The sequence below is a fragment of the Motilimonas sp. 1_MG-2023 genome (genome assembly GCF_030547455.1).
Taxonomy (GTDB): Bacteria; Pseudomonadota; Gammaproteobacteria; order Enterobacterales; family CBDFNC01; genus Motilimonas.
In genome coordinates, this window is record NZ_JAUOPX010000238.1 from 1 (window position 1) to 244 (window position 244).

1 pseudogene is annotated in these 244 nt (G+C 42.6%); it reads right to left on the bottom strand.

What is annotated here, in order from left to right:
• Positions 1-12: 12 nt before the first annotated feature.
• Positions 13-244, bottom strand: a pseudogene (locus Q4519_RS22020) (sugar ABC transporter ATP-binding protein); the annotation flags it as partial.

Consider the following 244-nt stretch of genomic DNA (forward strand, 5'->3'; position numbering starts at 1 on the left):
CTTCATATATGCTTAGACAATAAAACAAACGAAAAAAATTTTGGTGGGGTGGTTAAATAATACATTGGGGCTGCCGAGTTGCTGCACTTCTACTGCTTTCATCACCGCTATGCGATCGGCTAAGGTCATGGCTTCAAATTGGTCGTGGGAAACATACAAAATGGTGTTTCCGAGGCGCTGTTGGAGATTTTTCACTACGGTACGCATATCTACCAGTAGGTTGGCATCAAGATTAATTAACGGC